Source organism: Winogradskyella arenosi (assembly GCF_003337305.1).
Lineage (GTDB): Bacteria > Bacteroidota > Bacteroidia > Flavobacteriales > Flavobacteriaceae > Winogradskyella > Winogradskyella arenosi.
This window is the reverse complement of the sequence record NZ_QPJO01000001.1, coordinates 964,765-983,530: the sequence shown is the minus strand read 5'-3', so window position 1 is coordinate 983,530 and position 18,766 is coordinate 964,765. Positions and strand designations below refer to the sequence as shown.

General features: G+C 37.6%; 12 protein-coding genes. 2 read left to right on the top strand and 10 right to left on the bottom strand.

Annotation, left to right across the window (positions count from 1 at the left end):
- The first annotated feature begins 81 nt into the window (after positions 1–81).
- A complete protein-coding gene (locus DFQ08_RS04095) occupies positions 82–1,329 on the top strand; it encodes a 3-deoxy-D-manno-octulosonic acid transferase (protein ID WP_114308503.1) in 1,248 nt (415 codons plus the stop codon).
- Here the strand turns inward: DFQ08_RS04095 and DFQ08_RS04090 are convergent.
- Positions 1,326–2,639, bottom strand: a complete 1,314-nt coding sequence (locus DFQ08_RS04090) for a M20/M25/M40 family metallo-hydrolase (protein ID WP_114308502.1) — start codon at positions 2,637–2,639, stop codon at positions 1,326–1,328. The two genes, DFQ08_RS04095 and DFQ08_RS04090, sit on opposite strands and share 4 nt — an antisense overlap.
- A gap of 244 nt (positions 2,640–2,883) precedes the next feature.
- On the opposite strand from DFQ08_RS04090, the gene DFQ08_RS16100 reads away from it, so the two are divergent.
- The gene (locus DFQ08_RS16100; protein ID WP_181858353.1) at positions 2,884–3,318 is read left to right on the top strand and encodes a hypothetical protein; all 435 of its coding nucleotides are present in this window, start codon (positions 2,884–2,886) and stop codon (positions 3,316–3,318) included.
- A 50-nt stretch (positions 3,319–3,368) separates the two neighbouring features.
- Here DFQ08_RS16100 and DFQ08_RS04080 read toward each other — a convergent pair whose 3' ends face one another.
- The 9 genes from DFQ08_RS04080 to DFQ08_RS04040 all read right to left on the bottom strand — a co-directional run bounded on the left by DFQ08_RS04080 (position 3,369) and on the right by DFQ08_RS04040 (position 18,747).
- Positions 3,369–4,388: a LacI family DNA-binding transcriptional regulator gene (locus DFQ08_RS04080; RefSeq protein WP_114308501.1), complete on the bottom strand. Its 1,020-nt coding sequence runs from the start codon at positions 4,386–4,388 to the stop codon at positions 3,369–3,371.
- 191 nt (positions 4,389–4,579) lie between these two features.
- Positions 4,580–6,004 carry an MFS transporter gene (locus tag DFQ08_RS04075; protein WP_114308500.1) on the bottom strand — a complete coding sequence of 475 codons (1,425 nt, stop codon included), beginning with the start codon at positions 6,002–6,004 and terminating at the stop codon, positions 4,580–4,582.
- Positions 6,005–6,042: 38 nt separating this feature from the next.
- Positions 6,043–7,542 (bottom strand): glycoside hydrolase family 30 protein, encoded by a 1,500-nt coding sequence (locus tag DFQ08_RS04070; RefSeq protein ID WP_114308499.1) that lies wholly within the window; start codon positions 7,540–7,542, stop codon positions 6,043–6,045.
- A gap of 11 nt (positions 7,543–7,553) precedes the next feature.
- Positions 7,554–8,609 carry a glycoside hydrolase family 2 TIM barrel-domain containing protein gene (locus tag DFQ08_RS04065; RefSeq protein WP_114308498.1) on the bottom strand — a complete coding sequence of 352 codons (1,056 nt, stop codon included), beginning with the start codon at positions 8,607–8,609 and terminating at the stop codon, positions 7,554–7,556.
- Positions 8,610–8,621: 12 nt separating this feature from the next.
- A complete protein-coding gene (locus DFQ08_RS04060) occupies positions 8,622–9,911 on the bottom strand; it encodes a glycosyl hydrolase family 17 protein (protein WP_114308497.1) in 1,290 nt (429 codons plus the stop codon).
- Positions 9,912–9,921: 10 nt separating this feature from the next.
- The gene (locus DFQ08_RS04055) at positions 9,922–13,380 is read right to left on the bottom strand and encodes a hypothetical protein (RefSeq protein WP_114308496.1); all 3,459 of its coding nucleotides are present in this window, start codon (positions 13,378–13,380) and stop codon (positions 9,922–9,924) included.
- Between the two features lie 169 nt (positions 13,381–13,549).
- Positions 13,550–15,181: a glycoside hydrolase family 16 protein gene (locus DFQ08_RS04050; RefSeq protein WP_114308495.1), complete on the bottom strand. Its 1,632-nt coding sequence runs from the start codon at positions 15,179–15,181 to the stop codon at positions 13,550–13,552.
- A 13-nt stretch (positions 15,182–15,194) separates the two neighbouring features.
- On the bottom strand, positions 15,195–17,234 hold the full coding sequence (locus tag DFQ08_RS04045; protein ID WP_147269439.1) for a hypothetical protein: 2,040 nt from the start codon (positions 17,232–17,234) through the stop codon (positions 15,195–15,197).
- Positions 17,235–17,247: 13 nt separating this feature from the next.
- Positions 17,248–18,747: a RagB/SusD family nutrient uptake outer membrane protein gene (locus tag DFQ08_RS04040; RefSeq protein ID WP_114308493.1), complete on the bottom strand. Its 1,500-nt coding sequence runs from the start codon at positions 18,745–18,747 to the stop codon at positions 17,248–17,250.
- Positions 18,748–18,766: the final 19 nt, after the last annotated feature.

Here is an 18,766-nt window from a genome sequence, read left to right as displayed (position 1 = left end):
TCTAAGCGAAAATACGAAATTGTAAGCGCTATGGCAATGTAATTAATTGAAAGAAATGTATTTTAGCACAAATCTTTTTTTTTGAAACTATTCTATTCCATAGGAATTTATATCGCAAGTTGGGTTATAAAATGTGCTGCTCTATTCAATTCTAAATTAAATCAGGGCGTTAAGGGAAGAAAACAGACTTTTTCAAAACTTAAACAGGCCATTTCACCTACCGACCAAACCTTTTGGTTCCATTGCGCTTCATTAGGCGAGTATGAGCAAGGCCTTCCGGTGTTTGAAGCTTTAAAGCAGCAATACCCTCATTACAAGGTGGTCCTTTCCTTTTTCTCTCCTTCGGGCTATGAGGTAAGAAAGGACGCTAAAATTGCAGATATTGTTGTTTACATGCCTTTAGACACACCTAGCAATGCTAAGACATTTTTAGATCTGGTTCATCCTAATTATACCGTATTCGTAAAGTATGAAATATGGCCTAATTTTTTACACGAATTAAAAAAACGCAAATTAAAAGCGGTTTTAATTTCAGCCGTATTCAGAGACAACCAAGCATTTTTCAAATGGTATGGCGTCTATATGAAATCGGCATTATTAGCCTTCAACCATATCTTTACCCAAGATGAAAATTCTAAAGCCTTACTCCGTAATATCGGTTATACTAACACTTCCGTTTCTGGAGACACCCGTTTTGATCGTGTTTCTAACCAATTAGATATAGACAATAGGATTGATTTTATAGACACTTTTAAAGCTCAAAATCGCTGTGTTACTTTTGGAAGTGTTTGGCCTGAAGATGATAAATTATATCTCGATTTCATCAACCAGTCTATCACGTCTGATGTTAAATATATTATTGCGCCTCACAATATAAAACCGAGTTATATCGCTTCATTAAAAGCACAACTAAAGGTTAAAACCATAAGCTACTCTGAATTGGAATCAGCAGACCATTTAGAACAGTATCAAGTCTTTATTTTAGATACCATAGGCTATTTAAGTAAGGCCTATAGCTACGCAGACATCGCTTACGTTGGTGGTGGCGCTGGAGCTACGGGATTACATAATATTTTAGAACCTGCCGTTTTTGGTATGCCTATTATTATTGGTAAGAATTACGAAAAATTCCCTGAAGCTAAAGCCCTTATTACATTGGGTGGTGTGACGAGCGTTGCTACTCCTGAAGCGTTTACAAATACGCTTGAAAACTTAATTAACAACGACACTGTTAGGCAAAATCAAGGCGATATTACGCAAACCTATATCCGTAGTCATCGTGGCGCTGTACATAAAATTATGGCTTATTTTAAAGCTTCAAAAGCTTAAAATTTAGAATGCACCAATCGGTACAAGAGCACCGCTGTTATTTTAGCTTGTGTAGCAATAGTATTTAGGTTTCCAGATTCATTAATGGTATGATCGCCACCACCGCCTGTAAGGCCTAAACCATCAATAGCCATATCTACATATCCTGAGGTAAAAGAAATATCAGCAGCGCCTGCTTTTCTAGGATTTACAGGCTCAACACTTCCAAATCCTAAATCTTCACTTACCGTATTGTAATAGCCTAATAATTTTTGATTGCCTTCGGTTAGACTCAATGGTGGATATCCTCCATCGGAAAAGATCAATTCAGCAGAGGTTTGCCGGTAATGTTCTGAAACGATTTCTTGCATCACACGCTTCGCTTGCTCTAATTGTTTTAAGGAAACAGCTCTTAAATCCCCACGAACGATGGCTTCTTGCGCTACCACATTGGTTTTCCCTAGCGCTTCTCCCCCAGTCCCAGAAGCATTACCTTCAATATCTGTTCCACCTAGAATAAATCCAGGATTAAAGGTTAGATCTTTTTCGGTGGACAATTGTTCATAAAAAGCATTTAAGATTCTAGACGTTTCAAAAATAGCCCCAACGCCTACGGTTTCGGTAAAAACTTGCGAAGAGTGCGCAGGTTTACCTTTTACGGTAAGCTTCCAATCTGTAGATCCTCTACGAGACACCACAATCGTTTTTGGATTATTATCCCCATTTTCAAAACCAATAGCAATATCGGAACGTTTGGCGGCATCAATAAGGTCCTTTTTTGATAAAGACAGCGGTCGTCCACTTTTTTCTTCATCACCAGTCATGATAATCTCAATAGACATATCGTCTAATAGTCCCGCATCTCTTAAGGCCTGCATAGCCAAAATGATAATAACATCACCGCCTTTCATATCAGCAACACCTGGGCCTTTCATGATGGAGTCATTTTGCATGGTATACGCTTGAAACGGACTCTCTAACTCAAAAACCGTATCTAAATGGCCTATAAGTAAGACCTTTGGTCCTTTTTTGCCTGTGGTTTTAGCGATGAGATGACCTGCTCTACCATAAGCCTCTCCCGAGGTTAATGTTGTCGTGAATCCCAAGGCATCAAACTCTTTTTGAAACAACTGGCCTACAGCTTTTACACCTTCAAAATTCATAGTACCACTATTTATAGACACGGAAGTCTTCAATAAAGAAATAGCGTTCTCTACATGTTTGTCAACTGCTTTTAGTATTTTTTTCTCGTTTCTGTTATTCTGAGCGAAGCAAGAAAGCGACCAACATAAAATAGCAATGAGTGAGAAATATTTAAATTTTAAAGTCATAATTAAAAAGGGTCTTAATATCTATTTTGGTCCTTCTGCTAAGGTCGTGGGGACCACTACAAAAATTTAGTTGGATTTATAGACTTCTGTAATTTACAGTAAAAAATTGAACTTGCAATGATCCAAAGGCAATAGCACTAACGTATATATCAAAGCCGTACGCGAAATACATTAAAAATTTTATGGAGTTCTCCATTAAAAATATTTTCGTACCTTAACATAAATTAACATTAAAACTATTAAAATGAAAAAAGTTGTATTAAGTTTAGCTCTAATTGCTGTTTTAGGATTATCATTTACATCTTGTAGAGATACTAAAGAAAAAACAGAAGATAAGATTGAAGATGCAATGAACGAGGCAGAAGATGCAATGGATGAAGCAGAAGATGCAATGGAAGAGGCTAGTGAATCTATTGAAGACGCTGTTGATGATGCAGGAGAAGCATCAAGTGAAGCTTTAGAAGATGCTGAAGCGGCTGCAAGCGATGCTGCTGAGAGTATTGAAGAAGGTGCAGAAACAATGGCTGATGACGTTAAAGACGCGGCTAACACAGCTGTTGAAGACGCAAAGAAAGCGAGTAGCGATGCTGCTGACAAAGTGAAAGCTGCAGGTAACAAAGCCGTTGAAGATGCTAAACAAGCAGGAAGCGATGCGATGAATAAGACAAAAGGCCTATAATTGACCTTAAGCATAAAAAAAGCCTGATTCACATCAGGCTTTTTTTATGCTTAAAATTGAGGATGAACCTCTACAGATTCACTAAGATTAAGTTCACTAGGAACCACCACGGTTCTCGATTTTAAAGTCTTATCCTTAATATTATCAATTAATAATTTGGTCGATATTTCGCCCATTTTAAAGGCTTTTTGATGAATGATTGATATTTTAGGACTCGATAATACTTGGGTATGCTCATAGCCAAAACCAACAACAGACAAATCTGATGGAATGGCACGCCCTAACTTCTTCGCCATATTAATGGCCACAATACCCGTAATATGATCTATAGATAAAATAGCATCCACATTAGGATGGGCCTCTAGATAATCATAAATCTTACGTTCTACATCGCCATCACCAGCATGATCTAAGTTTAGAATTTGGGCTTCCAATTTATGGTCGTTTAAGGCTTTTGTATACCCTTCTATTCGGAGCTTTCCAACACTAAGCTCTTCAATATTACTCACCAATAAGATATGCTTTCTTTTATCGTGGACAATTAAATGTTCTGTAGCTGCATAAACCGATTGAAAATCATCGACAATCACCTTGTTACAATCCACATCATGAACCACTCTATCAAACATTAACACGGGGGTATCCGTTTTTAGCGTCGCTTTTATATGCTCAGTCTGTTGTTCTACTTGGCTCTCTCTGGCCACCGCAATGATAAAGCCGTCTACACTACCGTTAGACAACAACTCTAAACTGCGTTGCTCTTTATGTAAGGTTTCATTAGAAAGACATACAATGATATCGTAATCATTAGCGTTAGCTGTCTTTTCTATACCGTGTAAAACTTCTGCGAAAAATGGATTTGTAACCGTTGGTAGAATAACCCCAATTGTTTTGGATTTATTGGTCTTTAATTGCTGGGCAATTCTATTGGGTTTATAATTAAGTTTCGTGGCGAGTTCTTTAACACGAATCCTGGTGTTTTCACTAATTTCATGACTATCATTTAAAGCCTTTGAGACTGTAGAAACCGAAATATTTAATAGCGCAGCTAATTCTTTAAGTGTTGTCATTGATATTGTTATTTAATGAAATAAAAAAGAGCATATGTTATACGCTCTTTAAAATTACTTTTAAAAATTTTAAAACCTAGTTATTCACCGATTTTATTATTTCAAAATCTAAAATTCTTCGCTTTTTTTCGCAATATATAAGCCCGCTGCTAAACTATAAACAGGTTTAGCATTTAATTATAATAATAAATCTAAGATTTCGGTGTTGAAGCTTTCTTACGCTGATCTAAAGCCGCTCTAATTTCACCTGCCCGTTGTTCTGTAATATCATAGTTACGCATAATATACATAGCCACTAAGGTCCCTGCAATAGGAAAGCCTGAAAAGAATAAACGCAATCCTATAAGGGCACTTTCGGTTTGTATTTCAACTGCAGAATCAAAACCAACCACAGTTAAAATAAGGCCACTTAATCCTCCGGCAATACCAAAACCAAATTTTACCATCCACCAATATATAGCTCCAAAAACACCTTCTCTACGTTTTCCTGTTTTTAACTCATCAAGATCAATGACATCGGCGGTCATAGACATCATAAGCGTAAAAAGACCTCCGATACCAAAGGAGAAAAAAGGTAGGGCAAATAAAAACAAATAGGGCTTTCCAGGCACAAATAAAAACCACAACATAATATAGCCTACAACGGAAATTCCTTGTGTGACCATAAAAGCATTTTTCTTCCCGAGCACTTTAGAGAGTTTAGCCACAATAGGAATAACGATAAACGTGGTCACTAAAGCTCCAACACTTCCAAATAAGGTTGGCCAAATCCCTGCCGCGCCGGCATCTCCATTAAACAAATAATAGACGATGATAAAAAAGGTAAAACTCGCTACGGTATTAAAGGCATTAAACACAAAGAAAGTCGCAAAACAAAGTTTTTTAAAGGGTACCGATTGAAAGGCTTCCACAAAATTATTTCCAATCTCTTTTAAGCTCCCCCCGATAGTAGCCATAGTTAGTGGCGAATAATTTTCATTGACTGTAGACTTACTTTTTATAAAAATAGCGGGCAACATAGCACATACCCCAAAGATAACACCAACCCAAATCGCCAATTCTCTCACGCCGACATCTGCAGAAGGATACCACTCCGGATCATACATAATTACCCAAAACCATGGTGCTATAACCCAAGCCCATTGACCAATCCACTGTGCCACCGCCATAATATTGGTACGCTCATGAAAATCATCACTCATCTCATAACCCATGGCCACATAAGGCACACTAAAAATTGTTAACCCCAAATAGAACAAAAAGGAGGTTAATAAAAAGTAGATAAAATTATAATCTAGAGAATTATCTCTGAATAACTGCCACATAATAATGAAGGAAATCCCCATAATTATGGCCCCAATAAATACATACTGTCGGCGTCTTCCCCAGCGGGATTTGGTATTATCTGAAATGTACCCCATGATAGGGTCTGTAATGGCATCAAAAATTCTCGGTGCCAAAGACACCACGCCCCACATCCACCCAGGAAACCCTAGGTCTTTTACCAAAACAACTATAAATATACCGATAACGGCAGGAAACATTTGGTTAGCAAGCATTCCGGCGCCAAAAGCAATTTTTTGACCTAAGGGAACTTTTTGGGATGCGATGGACATAACTTTTATTTTATCACATTAATTTTTATCAGAAAGCCTTATGCTTTAGGAATGACAATAGTTTGTAGGGCTTGACCATCAATCTTTAAATTGATGTGCTTGTCGTTTAGCGTAAGGCTAAAATTCTGCGCCTCCTTTTCTTCATTGAAAACCACTACAGCAATAGAACCATCAGGATTCTGAGCTGCCGTTACAATAATAGCGTCAGCGCCATTTTCTACAGCGATAACTTTAGACCCTGGTCTGATGTATTTACTAAAATGAGCCATGGTATAATACAAAGGCGTAAAGTAAACCTCATCTGCATCTGGATCTACAATGACTGGCGCTAGACACCAATTCTCAAACCAATTTGGTCCACCTTGGCGGTCTAAAACCATATTCCAGTCAACCCAACCGTCTACCCAATTGTTAAGACAACCAATAATGTCTCTGGCATAGCGATTTACCGGCGCATATTTTGGGTGCAAATATTTGTTTTCTGGCTTTGCCCAATCGTAACCCCAATCGGTTGCTTCTTTTTTCCAATACCAAGCATCATCTTGCCACATTGGAATTTCAGAATCAATACAACCTTCAGTTTCTATTAAATATTTCTCAGGTGCTTTTTGGTGTGCATATTGTAAGGTTTCAGGAAAAACTTCATAGGTACTTTCATACCAATGGATCGCTGTCCCAGCAAAATATTTTGATGAAGCTTCGTCTTTAAACATCTCATCAACCCATTCTTTTAAACCGCCTCTATTTTGATCGTAACCTAAAATATTAACATGCCCTTTACCATCAGCTTCTAACTTAGGACCTAAATGATTTTGTACAAAGTCTGTTTCTTCCTCTGGCGTAAAGTGCATACTTTCCCAGTTATTACCATTTCCGTGAGGTTCATTTTCTGGTGTTAACCCCCAAATATCAATACCTTCAGCTTTATAAGCGTCTAAATATTTAGAAAAGTATAGCGCAAACGTATCGTAATATTCAGGTAATAATTTCCCTCCTACATAGGCCTTGTTATCTTTCATCCATGGTGGAGATGACCAAGGTGATGCAATAATATGAAACCCATCTTTTGAAATGGCTTGAGCATCTTTAATCATAGGGATGAGATCTTCACGATCTTCATCAATACTAAAATGTTCTAAATCCATATCACCAGCAACAGGCGCATAGGTATAGTTATTTAAAGAAAAATCACAAGAGGCAATATGCGTTCTTGTTAAAGAATATCGTGCTCCATCTTCAGCAAAATAAGCTTGTAAAATGGTGTCTCTATTCTTTTTACTTAACTTGTTTAATAGGTAAGCTGAAGACTCTGTAAAAGACCCTCCAAATCCTGTGATGGTTTGAAACGTTTGCTCTGGTCGTATTGTAACGGCGGCCGCAGAATCTACGTCTGTAAATTCAGTAATTCTTGTTAATTTATTTCCACGTTCTGAAGTTTCATAAACTTCAACATTTAAAGTGTTGTCCTTTTTCTCAGGAGCACAACCCACTACCGTTAGAATTAAGAGCGCCACAAGGCTGATCTTTGTTCGTTTCATATTTCTGTGATTTAATTATTCTTATGTTCTACTGTTGAATAGCGATTTTTTACCACCGTAAAAACTTCTTTTTTGTTTCTATCGATATCTACAATACCCCAAAATTCTTCATTAGGACTGCCATCAAAAGGCACACCTGTACTATTTGGTGCCGTACCTCCGGTATCTTGCACCGCATTGTTTCCGGCTTTCCACCAGCCATCGGTAAAAGAAAATAAAGTGACCCCTGAACAGATTTCCTGATTATTAAAGGTTTTATCTAAAATGATAGCTGTAGCATCGGCTTGCGCTTTTTCATTGACGCCCTGCGTATACCCTTCATTTGCAATTTGCATATAACTATCGGCTCCGGTTTCTGACAGATACATTGGTTTTGAACTGAGGTCTTTCCACTGTTCAAAAATGGTTTCTGGACGGATAGAACGGTAGACATTCATCCCCCAAACATCAATATTAGGACTCATAGATCGCGCGAGTTCATTTGGCAAATCGCCATGTGCTGTTGTAACTGGATGTGACGGATCATTTTGATGAATTAAGGCTGCTGCAGCATTCATAGCCTTGTACCAATTTTTAATATCGCCATCAAACCACTCCGGATGATAGTTATACTCGTTCCCCAATTCCCACATTAATATGGCATTATGATTTTTGAATGTATTTACCAGGTCAATGAATGTACCTGAATAGATATCGTAATGCCCACCTTGTTTGTAGCCAAAGCCCATGATGACTTTAAGCCCTGCTTTTTCAATTTGATCTAAAACATTTTTGTCTGCGATTGGCGCATACACTCTTATGGTATTGATTCCGGCTTCAACCATTAACTCCAAATCTTGGCTTAAGGTGGAAAAATCTCTTTTATTAGGACTGCCTTTTGGCACGGGGTGGTAACAGATCCCTTTAATTAAATAGGCCTGATCATTGACCATGAGTCGACGTCCTGAAACAGAAACAACTGAAGTGTCAACTACTGCTTCTTGTACAGGCTGACTCTCTTTTTTGGTCTCATTTTTACACGACACAAAAGCCATAAAAAAGACCATTAGTATTGCTATTTTTTTCATGATTGTAAACGTTTATTTCGGATAATCGGTGTTGGGCACTAAAACGGTTTCCATTAAGCTTTCAACATTGCCATTAAAGGTTTTGGTAATTGGCTTTCCATTTCGTGTTAAGCCTTTAAAGGCCCCTTCATCAACCAAAGTCCAAAGCGGATATTTAGCTTCATTTTCAAGATTTATTAATCCGAAGTGATTTTCTGACCCCAAGGCATTGCTGGCGTCTTTCCACGGCTCATCAAACGCTTCAAAATAAAAACAACTGATGTTCGCCTTTTGGGTCCATTGGCGCAGATGTTTATAATATAAGCCTTGCTTATACTCATCTGTAGCACGTGAACCTGTTTCGCCATAATGCCCATTAGAAATGGAAGCCCAACCTGTTTCTCCAATATGAATAGGTTTCTCTACTCCTATACTTTTCATATAATTAGCCACACTATCGTATTGAGATTGTGCAAAATGTAAAGCTCTTAACATCGCAGCATCGATTTTTTCTTGATCTGATAGCGACTCCTCTTCCTCAGGGACTTTCCAGAATTCAGGATTGTAATGTGAATTATGATACGGATAGGTATGCATAGAAATATAATCTACTGCATGAGCAAGTTGCTTTAAATCTTCTGTATGATAACTCGCATCGCCACCTCCCCAAGAAGAATAATCATCTGAACTTGTTATCCATAAATCCGACGGTAAATCGCCAGTTTGTTTTAAGTTTTGAAGATGCTGCACCCATTTTAATATAATATTAGGGGTTACATAATAGCTCGTGGCCCAAGTAACCATGGCTTCGTTACCCACCGCCAGAATTTTTACAATATCCGGATATTGGTTAGCTAAAGCTACAGCTGTATTAACCTCAACAGCATTACGTGCACTCTCTTCCGTATGAATTGCTTCTCCATCTCCCGTTCCGAAGGCATTTTTGCAATCAATCCAGATGCCTAGCATCACATACATTTCAAAATCTGGAGTTTCCGCTTTTAATTCTGATATCGCTTTTAGCAAATTGGCCGCCTGATCAAAATGCACATTATAGGTTCTGAGCACCTTAATTCCCATAGCGTTTAGAAGCTGCATATCTTCTTTTAACTCGGCAAGCGTTGGCTGCACCTCCCGCGTATTAGTTCTATACCCTCCATAAGAAATGGCCACATACTCCGGATTTCCTAAAATTTCTTTAGCACTCAAAACCTGTACTTGCTCCACAGGTTTTGAATTGCTTTCTTCCTTTTTTGTATTCTGACATGAATACGCAAGACACCATACTAAAATAAATACCGCTGATTTTATAATTGAATTCATGTCTCTATTTTTATTTTTGAATAGCCACTTTAATATGATCTATTTTTCCTGAACGCTTAAAAATGTGATCACTACTATTTTCATCCAGTTTTAAAGCGTTGAAGCTTGTTACCGTTCCATCATTTAAGACCACTTCAATTTTATTTTCTGAAGCTAATTGATAAATAATTGGCACTTGGCAATAGGTAAAACAAAGGGTATCTTTCTCTAATTGAAGCGTTTTAGAAACCTTATCAATCGTCGTATATGTGAATTCTGAGGCCGATTTTAAAAACTCGTCCTTTCTTAAAAGTCTTGGATTGAAGTAGAGTTTTCCGTCTTCAACAAAAACACCTAATTCTCCAAAACGACATAATACATCTTCTTTTACCTGACCTGTCATTCCAGGTTGCTGTGCCCCTTTTCCGCCTGGCGTATGCGAATAAGGATCCGTTGGAAATGCCCCGTATAATTCTGGGGATTTATGAACTCCAATACCTTCACCTATTTCGTAATAATGGTCTAATAATCCACCAATAACCGCTTCATTTTCGTTAGCATTAATCGCTTTAATACAATTTTCTTGTACGGCTAATAATAACTTAGACACCATATGCCAATAGATTGATCCTAGACCTTCATAGCCATAAAAGGTTCCAGAACGTCCTGTAAAGGATTTATGGTTAAATACCTTTTCAAAAACAGCTAAAAGCTGAGCACGTTCCTGGTCTACTAAAAGTTTAAAGTCTTCCGGTAATTCATTTAAAGCCGCTTTTAAACTGTTAGCATTATTGAAATTACCATTAAAATGATACTGTCCTAAAACATCCTTTTCAATGATTTGTTTGTTATTTGCTTTTAATAATTCTTGTAATAATTGAGAGGCATTAACCGTAGTATCTGGAATATTATTTCGGTCTACAAAACGTGGTAATTGTTTATTAGGATACAGAATATAACTGTACTGATCGGCTCTAAATAAAGCACTTGCTTTTAAGGCATTTAAAACTTCTAAGGCTTCTTCAGACGTTAAATAACCAGAACTTAAGACGGCAACTTGGCCTTCTAACATTTCAGATAAATAAGAGATAGAGACTTCCTTATCGTTTTCAACCGTCATTAAATTATAAGCATGATACAAATGATCTGAACGCTTATTTGCCTTTATAGTATGCTCTAAATATTGTTTCGTAATTCTAAAAAAGTCTAATAAATCGTTTTTAGAAATGGATTGTTTTTCATTTTTAAAACCAGATGCATAAATGGCCATACGGTATACACTACCTGCTTGCCCTAAGCCGTCTAAAATTGTTTTTCTGTCTGCATTAGAAATAGCAGCACCTAATACCTCTTTATGACGCTCTAAGGTTGCGACGACTTCAGTGAAAAACACATGTAATTCTTCTGAAATTTCAACCGTATCTAAGGTGGCATTAGAAACCACGTTTTCAAAGAAATTTAAAAAACGTTCTAAGTAATATAAGGTTACCATGGAAACCCCGTTACCAACAAGCGCGTTGTTAGCATCGTTCCATTCTGGTCGCTGTGTATTTAACCAAATTCCGCCTTCAGGAATAAAGTTAGAGACTTTCGCTAAAACGGTTACTAATAGTTTTTCTATTAAGTTGACCTTATAAATGGCCTTATTTTGGTCTTTTAATAACGCTCCATCAACACCTAGCTTTGCGCGTTCTTCATTAATTTCTTGATTTAAACGGTGGTCAAAATCAATTGTATCTTTTGGATTCTTTAAGGTGTCTTCATAACTTTTAATCTTATAAGGCACATTAGCAAACACAAAAACATTGTCTTTAAAAGATGCCGCTAAGCTTGAAGGATAATGTTTTTCTATAAACTCTAAGAATTTAAGTAAATAGATGATTTGGTGATCGCCCCAATACCCAATGTAAGACCAAGGATCGTCTTCTTCGATGACCTCCCAATCAAATCCGTCTTTAGTAACACGGTAGGGATTGTAACCTTCAAAAGTTGTGGCATTTAAAAACTTATGAATCATACCTTCTATAAACTCAGGATAGGCATGCGCTAAGGCTTCCCAATTCTGAAAAATATCCCTCCAGTTCCCTTGATAATCTAAAATTTTAGAACCATCAATTTCATTAGTGGTATTGATTGAGAATTTATTCCACGGACGACTCGGGTCTCCATGTCTTCTACTAAATTTTAAGGGTAAATATTCAAGGCAAAGTCTTTTAAAATCAGAATTACTATCCTTTTTTGCAAGCGCCTTAAGGTCCTGTACCGTAAATAGTTCTGGTAAGGCCTTTAAAACTTCTGCTTTATCTTTAGCAACAATGGTATTCGCTTTGTTGATATAAGTTATAAAATCGGCTTTTTCAATGGTGTAATTATCATCAAAAATACCACCACGCATCACATTAAAAAGCGTGTTTGCAAAATGTCTTGTATTTCTTAATTGATCTTCTCCAAGTTGTACCCCATCTGCAGCACCAGCAATTTCAATAAGGTTTTGCGTTCCGGCATCGATATCCTTTTGTACGGTAGCCCAAAGTTGAGAATCGTTTTTAATTTGTTCTGAAATGTCACAGATATGACCAGCCGTTTGATTAACGTTAGCCACAAACATCCAAGTCTGTTCTGCTCCGGCGTCTAAGCTTAAATCTGAAGACACGAAGTACGCGCCTTTTTCAGCTCTGACATCTTCTTCCTGTTCAATTTCTAAACCTTTTCTAAAGTTATTTAATTGAAGTGAAGAGATAAGATACTTCGGATGATCTAAACCTAAAGACCAAACAATATTAGCTTTTAAGGCTTCACTTGGTTCTGCTTTATCTACTATAACAGCACTTAGGGCAAAGATGCCAATACCCGTATCTTTTTGTAATTCGTTTTTCTTATAAGCATCGACCAGATTGCTATATTGGTTTTGCATATCGGCGCCAATACCAAATGGCACAATGTTTTGTAAACCATCTAAAAGGGTTACCTCAACCTTTTCTGACGTTGTATTTGTTAAGGTCGATTTTTTTACAAACCCATAAAGCGTACTTGAATTCCATTCGTATTTAAAGCTTAAGCCTAAATCCGTATTGATTTCTTCAAAAACAACTTTATTTCCATAGGTGTTTTTGTACAAATTTCTTTTAATAGTATACACGCCTTTATAGGCCTCTGAAAACGGTTCCCATAAAAATGTTTTATCTGCTTTGTGAACTTGAAAAATAGTTTTTGGCCCAGTAACATCGGCAAACTCCGTGATCTTATCATCCGTATAGTAAGGGAATAAGGCATATTCTGAATTTTTTCGTCCTGCACTTAAGCCTCCATTACTAGAGATAAACATCCAATGGTTAGAATTGCTCACGAGACTCATAAAAAAGGGTCTCATTTGATCACTATTTGATATTTTATAGAATTCTTGATGGTCAAGACGTACTAATTCACCTTTAACTTCCGTACTTTCTAATGAAGCCTTTTGGGTTCCGATATAAATGGGATTTTTAGTCATTTACTAAATTATTGATTCTAGAGTAAGCGGCACTATTGCAAACTAGCGTCTCCGTGCAAGGCTTACTTCTTATTAAAAAAATATGTGTAGATGGTGAAAGGTAGCCCAATGGATTTCTAATGCATTGGGCCACTTCCAAACTAACTATTACAAAACAACGATAACTCTATTATTGATACACTCTTACATAATCAATCTCCATGCTATCTTCTGTAAATGCTGGGTCTATATCACCGCCTAGGGTTCCGCCCATTGCCACATTTAAGATGAGGAAAAAGTCATGTTCAAAGGGTAAGTCTGCTGAATTTTCTACGGTATGAAATACGGTATCATCAACTAAGAAGATAATTTCATCAGGGGTCCACTCTACCGTATAGTTATGAAATTCTGTGGTAGAACTTGTTAATGCTATACTTCCTGAATCTCCTGCTCCTGGAGAAACGGCAGGATGGTGTACGGTTGCTAGAACCGTATTTTTATCTTGTCCTTTTTGCTCCATGATGTCTATTTCTCCAGAGGCTGGCCACGTATTGGTTTGGTAATCGGCACCTAACATCCATATTGCTGGCCAAGTTCCGATAGAGGCTGGTAATTTAGCTCTAACCTCAACTCTACCGTAGGTGAATTCAAATAAACCTTCGGATTTAAGACGTGCTGAGGTATAACTTCCGTTAGCTTCCTTCGCGGTGATTTTTAAGAAACCATCTTCAACACTAACATTTTCTGCATTATCGGTATACGATTGTGCTTCTCCGTTACCCCAACCATTACTTCCTGTACCAAGATCGTAGGTCCAGTTAGCTGCATTAGGAGCACCGTTGGTATCAAACTCATCCGCCCACACTAAATTATCGTAAATGGTTGTAAAGGATTCTTCTTCAGCTTCTTCCTCCGTTGTTAAAATAAACCACCAGTCAAAATCGCCATTACCATCCGTTGTTTTTAACGTAATCTCGTTAGGAACCGAACGGTCAAAGATTTCATATCTATGATTTCCACCGGTATAGTAAGAGATAAAAGCCGTCCCTGATAAACTAATTGTTTCTGCACCTCCTGGCGCTATAAGCGTCCATTCTTCAGTATAATCGTTATAAGGTACATTTTCAACATCAGCACCGTTTTCTGTTCCTCCTGAAGCAATTTCAGTAACTAAACCTCCACGACCAAAAATAGTACCTGATGTATCTGTTGTAGGATCGTCATTAGTATAGTTAGTGATATGCGTAAAAGTTCCATCGGCATTAAACATAAAACGATCATCGTACATCCCAACACCTACTTTTTCATAGGCTCCGGCACCATACCATTCTGAAACTACGGTTCCGCCTACAGGACCAAGACCAAAGTGTCCTGCTGATTCTGCTTTCATTCGCCATACGTTGTTACCATCACCAATTAATTTATCTAATAATTCTTGTGGTGGTGAATAGTCTGCAAAGACTTCTACAGAAACTGAAGTTAATGTAGAGGCTCCACCTGTTCCGTAAGCAATTACAGTAACATCGTAAGTATTAACACCAAGGTCTGTAAATAGTGCTTCGTAGTTTCCTGAAAGGGTGTTATTTTCTACCCCATCAATAATAAATCTATAGCTCAGTGCGTGATCTGCAACGGCCATAAAATTAACAATACCACTTCCATCGCCATAAGGATTAGCATCATCTTGCCCTACAATATCAGCGGTTACCACTAAATTAGTTGGCGCTACGATGTCTCCAAATTCAGCATCATCTTCTTGGCATCCCCAAAGAACCCATAAGAGTCCTAGACATCCCATTAAAGTATATTTTATATTTTTCATATGTCTTTAAGTTTTAATTTAGTGTTATATCATCAAGGTAAATGGTGTAGTTTGAAGACCCATCACCAACGATTTCGTTATCCATAATTAACACTAGGTTATACCAATCTATAGCGGTGTCAATTCCTGAAAAATCGAAGGTTAACGTCTCCCACTGATTGGCTACAGTTGTTGTGGCTGTAACCTCTGCACTTGCTGTTACGTCTGGCCAAGCGACATCATCTTCAAATTTTAATAATAAGTTTAAGCCCGTTCTTGGCGACCATACTTTTAGAGTCACTACTGAAGCACTTGTAACTTCAAAAGGACTTGGTACAGTGATTTTAGACCCTGCCCAAGACTGTCCATTTCCTTTTACCAATTCAGCAACCATTGCTGAAGGATTACCATTAAGATCTGGATTTGCTATGACTGACATTGCGCCACCATCAAAACTACTTAAGGTAAAATCGGGTTCGAAATCTAACATTGGATCTGTAGAAATATCATCGATATAAATGGTGTAATCTACACTACCATCACCCATAATATTATTGTCCATTATCAACACGAGGTTATACCAATTGATAGCCGTATCAATGCCAGAAAAATCAAAAGTTAAAGTCTCCCATTGATTCGCTACTGTGGTGGTTGCTGTAATCTCTGCTGTAGCAGTAACATCTGGCCAAGCCACATCATCTTCCATTTTCATTAACAACTCTAAGCCTACTCTTGGCGACCATACTTTTGCAGTGACCACCATTGATCCATCAACATTAAAAGGAGCAGGCATTGTAATTTTAGATCCGGCCCAAGTTTGTCCGCCACCTTTTATCATTTGTGCCACTGTTGCAGAGGCATTTCCGTTGGTATCCGGATTTTCTACTAGTGCTATGGCACCACCATCAAAACTACTTAACTCAAATTCGGTTTCAAAAGTAATTGGGGTTACACCATCTGAAGGCGCTTCACCTTCTCTATAGAAATATAAATTGTCTACAAATAAGGTTTCACCACTAGGATTCCCTTCAAGTTTAAATTGAATGATTGTTGAAAAATCGACTAAAGGATTTTGATCTGTGAAATACGACAGAGGAATATCAAAAGACGACCACTGTTGTGCTGTTAAATCTAAATCGTAAGCGGTTTCATTAGGACCAGAACTTATAGGAGACAGTTTTGCTTCGCTCTCACCTGAGGTCCAAACATCAATATGAATATATTCCATTTGTGAAACATCTTGTGGCGTTCCAGAAAAGTCAATGCCTTGGTAATTTATATTGGTATACTGAAGCATTGCATCGCCATCTAAATCAAAAAGATTAAAAGTTGTTGCTTGTCCCCAGTTTGGATAGAAATCTACCCCTTCAATATCAGTATAAGCATCACTAAAAATAGACACTACATCGGTAGCTACTCTAGAAGGCTGTGTTGGTGCAGAAACTAAAGGCTGAACAATTTCAGTCACCTCAAATTCTTCTGAATAACTTATTGTTTCAATCGCGGCACTTAAGGCTACCACAGTTATGGTATACACCCCAGCTTCTTGATAGGTGTAAGACGCCGTTTGGTCATTATTAAGAATGGTTGGTTCTGCATCAGGATCTTCTCCAAAAGACACTTCGTAGAAAGTTGCAAAATCGGCATAAGCCTGAACATTAACCGTTTTGGAAATTGCGGCATCGTTCTCTATAGTAACGACTAAATTTTCTGGCGCCTGAAAAGCCACCACAACGGTTTGTGTTACCACTGTTGAAAGTCCGTTTAAAGCATAAGCTGTAATCGAAGCTTCATAGGTTCCTTCTTCGTAAGTATGACTAACGCCAGCACCGGCTTGAAGTTTTTCTGAACCTTCAGATCCATCACCAAAGTCAACTTCAAAGCTTGTTAAGCCTTCACCTAATGGTGTAATGGTGACTAAACCTGTATTGTCTTGTGTAACGACCACATGAGCAGAAACATTAGTTGGTGCTTCAATGCTATCTACAAAATCGGTATTTGAATCATCTTCTGAACAGCTAAATAAAACCAGCATTAGAAGACATAATCTTAAAGTATGTTTTAATATTTTCATGAGTTTTATTTTTTTAGTATCCATCGTTTTGCGTCAAATTAGAAATATCAATTTCTCTCTGAGGAATTGGGAAAAGTCCGTTAGTCGCAGGGTTATAACCTCTACTACTTAAAACACTGTTGGCCTGCCCTGTTCTTACTAAATCGAAGAATCGGTCACCTTCCATTCCTAGTTCTAAACGTCTTTCGTCCCAGATAGCTTGAACGGTTGCAGTAACTCTATGGTCTTGATCACCAAAAGCTCTATCTCTAACCATATCTAAATAGGTCTGTGCTAAAGCTTGGTTTGATGAAGACGCTCTTAAATTAGCTTCTGCCGCCATAAGCAATACTTCAGCATAACGAATGGTACGTTGGTTGTTATCGTAGTTTAGCTCCACTTGTCCGCTTGTTTGTCCTTTTCTAGGTAAATACTTTTTATTGTATAAGCCTGTGTTTTTATAAGGCGCTACTTGGTAAGTCACATTCAAACTTGGATTGTTGTTCGCATAAGCTTCTACATCAAATGTTGTGGCTTCTTTTCTTTGATCTCCTTCTTCATACGCATTAGCAAGATCTTGAGTTGGTAAGTTAGTACTCCAACCTGAATTGTAAGGCATATCTGCAGTACCACTCAATCCTCTTACCCCACATTGTTGTACGGCATAATTTCCTTGACCTCTTGTTTGACCACCCCAATTGTAATAAGGTTGTCCGTTTGAGTATTGTACTTCGTACACAGATTCTACACCATTTTCACCTTCTGGTAAAAAAATATCGTCCATGTTAGGTACTAGACTAAAAGGACCATTAACCACCTCTTGTAATACAGGAACCGCTTCGTCAAATTTTTCTTGATATAGGTATATTTTTCCTAATAAGGCTTGTGCTGCATATTTGGTAATTCTACCTTCTTGCGATTGTGACGTTGGTAAGGCTTCTATAGCCTGAAGTAAATCGATTTCCATTTGTGCATAAACCTCTTCTTTTGGAGAGCGTTGTAGCGTACCGAAATCTGTTAGCCCTAATTTATGGTCTGTAAATAACACCACATCACCAAACATTTTAACCAGGTTAAAATAATAGAAGGCTCTTAAGAAGTAAACCTCACCATAAAGTGCATCTTTCCCTTCAAAATCCACTACATTTCCTAAAAGATTGACATCTTTATGATCTATTAAATAGTTGGTTCTATTTACCCCCTCATAAGCCGACTGCCATAAATCTTCAAGTGTACTGTTATTGGTTAAAATAAGGTAGTTATCAATTTGTTGTAACGACACCACATCTGAGGCATTTTCTCCACCAGCAACGGCATTATCTGAAGCGATATCTCCTAGGACAATAACGCCATTTAACCATTGTGTTGGGGTATAACAGCTAACAGCCATCGTTCTATAATCGGACTCTGTTTGTAAATAATCTAATTCTGTTACTTCGTATTCATCATGCGGATCAAATTCTACAACATCAGAACAACCCATAAAGATTGAAAGTATGATGATTAATCCAATACTGTTTTTTATATTTTTCATACTACTATATTTTTTGGAT

Bases quoted from the DNA above. Each gene is read 5' to 3' on its own strand.
- DFQ08_RS04090 (WP_114308502.1), bottom strand. From the start codon at position 2,639: ATGACTTTAAAATTTAAATATTTCTCACTCATTGCTATTTTATGTTGG.
- DFQ08_RS04080 (WP_114308501.1), bottom strand. From the start codon at position 4,388: ATGACAACACTTAAAGAATTAGCTGCGCTATTAAATATTTCGGTTTCT.
- DFQ08_RS04065 (WP_114308498.1), bottom strand. From the start codon at position 8,609: ATGAAAAAAATAGCAATACTAATGGTCTTTTTTATGGCTTTTGTGTCG.
- DFQ08_RS04055 (WP_114308496.1), bottom strand. From the start codon at position 13,380: ATGACTAAAAATCCCATTTATATCGGAACCCAAAAGGCTTCATTAGAA.
- DFQ08_RS04050 (WP_114308495.1), bottom strand. From the start codon at position 15,181: ATGAAAAATATAAAATATACTTTAATGGGATGTCTAGGACTCTTATGG.
- DFQ08_RS04070 (WP_114308499.1), bottom strand. From the start codon at position 7,542: ATGAAACGAACAAAGATCAGCCTTGTGGCGCTCTTAATTCTAACGGTA.
- DFQ08_RS04075 (WP_114308500.1), bottom strand. From the start codon at position 6,004: ATGTCCATCGCATCCCAAAAAGTTCCCTTAGGTCAAAAAATTGCTTTT.
- DFQ08_RS04045 (WP_147269439.1), bottom strand. From the start codon at position 17,234: ATGAAAATATTAAAACATACTTTAAGATTATGTCTTCTAATGCTGGTT.
- DFQ08_RS04040 (WP_114308493.1), bottom strand. From the start codon at position 18,747: ATGAAAAATATAAAAAACAGTATTGGATTAATCATCATACTTTCAATC.
- DFQ08_RS16100 (WP_181858353.1), top strand. From the start codon at position 2,884: ATGAAAAAAGTTGTATTAAGTTTAGCTCTAATTGCTGTTTTAGGATTA.
- DFQ08_RS04060 (WP_114308497.1), bottom strand. From the start codon at position 9,911: ATGAATTCAATTATAAAATCAGCGGTATTTATTTTAGTATGGTGTCTT.